Raw genomic sequence first — 5,531 nt, forward strand, 5'->3', positions numbered from 1 at the left:
ATTTAAGCTTATTTTATATGGAAAGGAGTCCAAAACTGTTCAAGTTAAAACTTCGTACAACAAGGGTTTGGCGCAATGGCGGGTTAAGGCTAAATTGAAGTTTCGGCTTTCTATTCCGCAAAAAGCCAATTATATTGACTTTTTTCTTAAATTTATTCAATTAATTGGCTTTTGCTTACTGTGTCGCTAAATTGAAACTTTTCGCTTCAATTTCCGCCACTGACGCCAAGCCCCGAAACGTTATGTGAGATTTTGAGAAAACATACCGAAGAAAAAATATTAACGGAATTTAAGAAACACAATATTTGTATTTTGTTTTTCGTTAACAATAAAAATCTATTAAAATACCTTTAATGTTACGTTATTTTACCCTACTTTTTACATTGCTTTTTATTACTTCTTGTACTGGTTCAAGTTCTCAAAACATTCCAATAAATCCAAAAACTGACAGTGTTTTTACTTCCAAAAAATATATTAGTGAAGTTAATTTAACCGGTTTTAATGCAAAAGGAAAAACTTATTATTTTATTAAAGTTTGGGGATTTCTAAAATATAATGCCGATTTTGAAAGCATTGAGATTGATTGGGATGATTATTTTATCTCAAATATCAATAAAATTCCTAATATGGATAACAATGAGTATATCAATTTTATTGACAACACCATTTCCATTTTTCCAAAACTTGAAATAAAAGCTAATAAAAACGATATAAAAGATTACTCTTTAATTGACAATAATTGGTTTAATTCCAGTTATTTTAACAAAACCATTTCTGAAAAATTAAATCATATTTTTGAAAACAGAAACAACAAAAATTCCAAATTCATTAATAATAGCAGAATAGGAAATCTTAAATTTAACAACGAGAAAAAATATTCAGAAAATGAATTTCCACAACAAAGCATCAGATTATTAGGATTAGCAAGATATTGGAATATTATCAATTACTTTTTCGTTTATAAAAATGATTTAGAAGAAAATTGGGATAAAGTTTTATTAGAATTTATTCCAAAATTTGCAAATTCTTCTGACGTTTCCGAATATCATTTAGTTGTGCAAGAATTATCAAGTAAATTATATGATTGTCATTCAATGGTTCGTTCCGATATTTTAGACGAAAAAGTATTCGGACGATTTACCCCTAATTTTAGGATTGAATACATAGACACAACTTTCATTATTTCTAAAATAAGAACAGAAAAATACGATGATAAACAATTAAAAGTTGGCGACATAATTCTCAAAATGAATAACGAACCTTTAAAAGAACGTTATGATGAGCTAAACAAAGTTTTTAAAGGAGCGAATCCACCTTCTGAAAGGCGAATTATTAATCCTTATTTGCTCAGCAATACTGACAATCAAATGAGTTTAGTAATTCTAAGAGATGGAGTACAAAAAAATATAGACATAGAATTACAAGATTACTCTAATTATAGAGAAGAAGAATCTAAAACAGAAAGTACTCTCAAAAAATCTGTTCTTGTCAATAAAATGTCAGAAGATATTTATTATTTAGACGTAAATCACCTTACAAAAAGTAACTTAAATATCAATATTGAAGAAGTAAAAGACGTTCCTAATTTAATATTAGATTTAAGAAGTGGTATTTATGACAATATTATGATAAACCTTGCCAATTTTTTACTTCCTAAAGAATCTGATTTTTTTAATTCAACCTATTCAGATGTAAATTGTCCAGGACTTTTACGTAGTAAAAAAGGCTATCGTTTAGGGCAAAATAACGAATCTCATTTTAAAGGAAACCTTTATGTTTTAGTAGATGAAAACACGCAAAGTGCAAGCGAATTTTTTACTATGGCACTTCAAAGTTCATCTAACACCAAGGTAGTTGGTAGTCAAACCGCTGGTTCAGACGGAAATATTACGATGTTTCATTTTCCTGGTAAAATTGAAACAATATTTACAGGAATTGGAATTTATTATCCCGATATGAAACCAACCCAAAGAGTAGGTATTAAAATTGACCATCATATAAAAAAATCTGTAAAGGGAATTCAAGAAAATAAAGACGAGGTTTTAGAAAAATGTATTGAAATAATTGGAATATAAACAAAAACCTCACATAACATCGCATTGGCAAAATGGCGGGTTAAGTGCAAAATTGAAAGTTCCTGCACATTTAGTCGCCGAATGTGTTCCACATTCAGCTTTTTTTAATAATTTAGCTTCTGTGGAAACACATCGGCTACGTTACAGCTAAATTGAACTTTTCGTCCAATTTATCCGCCACTTCGCCAATACTTTTTCCGTTATATGTAACTTTATGAAGAAACAGCATTCCGAAATATTAAAACTTATATCTACGTATTTGGAAGAAAATCCTAATCAAAGATTTGCTCAAGCTTTATTTAATCTTGGAATTACTGAATTCAAAAAAAATAGCGCTGAATTTGAACTAAGAGATATTTACAATGATGCCGACAATGAAATAATTAAACGAATTGAACTTAATCTGAATTGGTTTAAATTTCAAGAAAAAGTAAGCAAACAAATTGAAACACAAAAAGAAAATCTACAAGGAATGACGCTGAACGAAATGCTTTATGCGACTGAACTTATGTCTGACTTTGATGATTACAGAAACAGTAATAAAAAATATGCTGAATTCATACTATTTCGTTTAGGAGTAGATTATGAATCAATATTGCAAATTTTAAAATAAAAGCTACATATAACATCAGTTTCGCAAAATGCGGTGTAAGGCTTTCTTTAAAGTTTTGGCTTTTTAAGTCGCAATTACATTTCGTTTTGTAAAAAATATTAAATTTACAAAAGCCAAAATGTTTTGCTTGTGTTTTGGGATTTTCTTTAAACTTGGTTTTGTGAAATTCCCGCACTTCGCGAAGCTGCGGCCCGTTAGCCGTCAGTTTAAAAAACGATAGAAATTAATTATTCTACATTTTGAAAAAAGAAGATTTAAACAAAATAATTGAGCAATTAGAAAATCAATCTTCTAAAGATACAGCAACTTTTGGATTATATTTTCAAGATAACGAAGATGAAATGCATATAAAAGCAAACAAAGATGGATTTGAATTGTTTGCCTGTGAACTTCTAAAAGCTTCGAGAGATTCTGAAGATGTAATTAAAAATAAAGAAAAAAATTATATAGATTTTGGTTTTAAAGAAAAATGGATTGAAGGTGAATTAATCGGCTATATCAAACCAATTTCTGAAAGCAGAACTGATAAAATTAAAGATAAACCTTACAAAGAATCTTTTAAAGACAGTGTTTTTAAATATGGTTGCTTAGTTATAATCGGTGTTATAATTTTTTCCATAATTATAGGAATCTATTCTATATTTACTTGGTTTTTATAAAATGAAATTAAAACCGAACGGCTAACACAAGTTTGGCTCAATGGCGATTAAAGGCTAATCTCAAAGTTTGTTTTCTTTTTTTCGCAATCGCCTATTTCAATTTTATTTATTAAATTTAAAAATTAAAAAGGCGTTGCTTAGTTTTGGTTAATCGTAAAGTTTTGGCTTTATTTTTTCGCCACTGCGCCAAGCTTCGTCCCGTTAGCCGTCATTTTAAGAAAACTAAATTTATGAATATAAGTTTTGATTTAGATAGTACATTAATTCCAAACGGGAATGAGTTTGAAACGGAAAAGGATAATTGGAAAACTAAGATTTTTAAAGTAGAAAAACTTAGAAAAGGTACGAAAGAAGTTGTCACAATTTTACAAAATGACGGACATCGAATAAACATTTATACAACTTCATTTCGAAGTAAAAGAAGAATTCGGTTTACATTTTGGTGTTATAATATTAAAATTAATAGAATTGTAAATCAAACTGAAAATAAAAAGAAACTTGAATCGTTAAAAATTTATTCTTCAAAATTTCCAAAAGCTTTTGACTTTGACTTACATATTGACGATTCAAAAGGTGTTGAAATTGAAAGCGAAAAATATAATTTTAATGTTTTAATCGTTGAACCAAACGACCAGAAATGGAACGAAAAAATAATCAATAAAATAAAAACGAACGGCTAACATAAGTTTGGCTCAATGGCAAGTAAAAGCAAATTATTAAGTTGGTTTTCTTTTTTCTCGCACTCGCCTATTCAATTTTATTTATTAAATTTAAAAATCAAAAAGGCGTTGCTTAGTTTTGGCTTATCTCGAAGTTTTTTCTTTGTTTTTTTGCCACTGCGCCAAGCTTCGTCCCGTTGTGCGATATGCAAAGACCAAGCTTCAACGTAAAAACTCTGAACTAAAAATGGATGGAATAATATTTTTCGGAGCTATTATTTTAGCTTTTTTGTTGATTATAGGAATACCAATTTCGATTACATACTTCCTATATAAATATCTCAAAAGAAAATTCCCAAATAAACCTTACAAATATGTTGCATTTGCTCCGACTCTACTATTAATTTATTCGATTTGGACTGCTATATATCCTAGCGAAGACTTTTACGAAGATGACTTCAAAGAAGTAACACAAATAGAATTTCCTAAAAACTCAAAATTCATTTATAAAGACGCAACTTTTCCTGACCATTTTGGTGACTACACTTCTGTTTTTTTGTTTGAAACTACGAAAGAAGAAACTGAAAAACTGAAAGTTCAACTTGAAAAACTGAAGTTTGAAGAAATTAAGGATGACAAACGACATTCCTCAGAAACGAAAATTACACTTCAGAAGACAAAAGCTAAAATATCTCGTCAATACACTTATGAAATTGAAGGTGGAAAAAATTATTATGTTGGATTATTTGATGACGATAAAACAATATTGATTAGAAGAATAAGCTGGTAAAATGCACATCGTACAACACAAGTTTGGTGCAATGGCAAGTAAAGGCAAATTATTAAGTTAGTTTTCTTTTTTTTCGCAAGCGCCAATTAATTTTAAAACATTAAATTTATAAAATAAAAAGGCGTTGCTTAGTTTTGGTTAATCGTAAAGTTTTGGCTTTATTTTTTCGCCACTGCGCCAAGCTTCGTCCCGTTATAGCCAATTTTTCCAAACGACATCGTAAATAATGAAATGGGATACACATCATACAAAAGAAATCACTGAAAAGTACGTTTACAGATATTTAACAATTGATAAACTTATTGATTTTCTAGATACTAACAGTATTTATCTTGCAAGATTAGATACTTTCGAAGATAACTTAGAGAATATAGAACCTTATGATATAAATGAATTAAAATTTTTAACTTTATCAAAACCTGAAAATGCAAATCCAGAAATATTTGAACAACTTTGGGAAAATATTATTGAAAAAAGCAAAATAAGATTAAATGAAATTCAGGAATACTTAATAGAAAAACAAAAAAAAAGATTTGTAAGTTGTTGGATTCTTAGTGATGTTGAATCATTTGGAATGTGGGACACTTATGGAAAATCTGGTTTCGTAATAAGATTTGAAAGAGAATATTTTCAAAAAATAATTAAAGAATCAATTACTTTACAAACTGGGTCAACTGCAAAAAACGGCTATAGTATACCACCTTCAGCGGATTAAAGTGAGCATAGCGCAACGGC

The 5,531-nt window shown here is 28.8% G+C and carries 8 protein-coding genes; all 8 read left to right on the plus strand.

The window, feature by feature from the left end:
- Window positions 1–190, plus strand: a 190-nt coding sequence (locus EG240_RS16735; RefSeq protein WP_203229335.1) for a hypothetical protein, incomplete at its 5' end; no start/stop codon positions are given.
- 163 nt (window positions 191–353) lie between these two features.
- Window positions 354–2,075: a S41 family peptidase gene (locus EG240_RS16010; protein ID WP_125020337.1), complete on the plus strand. Its 1,722-nt coding sequence runs from the start codon at window positions 354–356 to the stop codon at window positions 2,073–2,075.
- Window positions 2,065–2,226 (plus strand): hypothetical protein, encoded by a 162-nt coding sequence (locus EG240_RS16585; RefSeq protein ID WP_158612044.1) that lies wholly within the window; start codon window positions 2,065–2,067, stop codon window positions 2,224–2,226. Before EG240_RS16010 ends, EG240_RS16585 begins: the two co-directional genes overlap by 11 nt.
- A 63-nt stretch (window positions 2,227–2,289) precedes the next feature.
- Window positions 2,290–2,688, plus strand: a complete 399-nt coding sequence (locus EG240_RS16015; RefSeq protein ID WP_125020338.1) for a hypothetical protein — start codon at window positions 2,290–2,292, stop codon at window positions 2,686–2,688.
- A 239-nt stretch (window positions 2,689–2,927) separates the two neighbouring features.
- Window positions 2,928–3,347, plus strand: a complete 420-nt coding sequence (locus tag EG240_RS16020) for a hypothetical protein (protein WP_125020339.1) — start codon at window positions 2,928–2,930, stop codon at window positions 3,345–3,347.
- A gap of 230 nt (window positions 3,348–3,577) precedes the next feature.
- Complete coding sequence (locus EG240_RS16025; RefSeq protein ID WP_125020340.1) at window positions 3,578–4,027, plus strand: HAD family hydrolase; 450 nt, start codon at window positions 3,578–3,580, stop codon at window positions 4,025–4,027.
- Window positions 4,028–4,253: 226 nt separating this feature from the next.
- Window positions 4,254–4,796, plus strand: a complete 543-nt coding sequence (locus EG240_RS16030; RefSeq protein WP_125020341.1) for a hypothetical protein — start codon at window positions 4,254–4,256, stop codon at window positions 4,794–4,796.
- Window positions 4,797–5,022: 226 nt separating this feature from the next.
- Window positions 5,023–5,511 carry a hypothetical protein gene (locus EG240_RS16035; RefSeq protein ID WP_125020342.1) on the plus strand — a complete coding sequence of 163 codons (489 nt, stop codon included), beginning with the start codon at window positions 5,023–5,025 and terminating at the stop codon, window positions 5,509–5,511.
- The last annotated feature ends 20 nt before the right edge of the window (window positions 5,512–5,531 follow it).

The organism is Paenimyroides tangerinum (genome assembly GCF_003865405.1).
In the GTDB taxonomy this organism is placed as follows: Bacteria; Bacteroidota; Bacteroidia; order Flavobacteriales; family Flavobacteriaceae; genus Flavobacterium; species Flavobacterium tangerinum.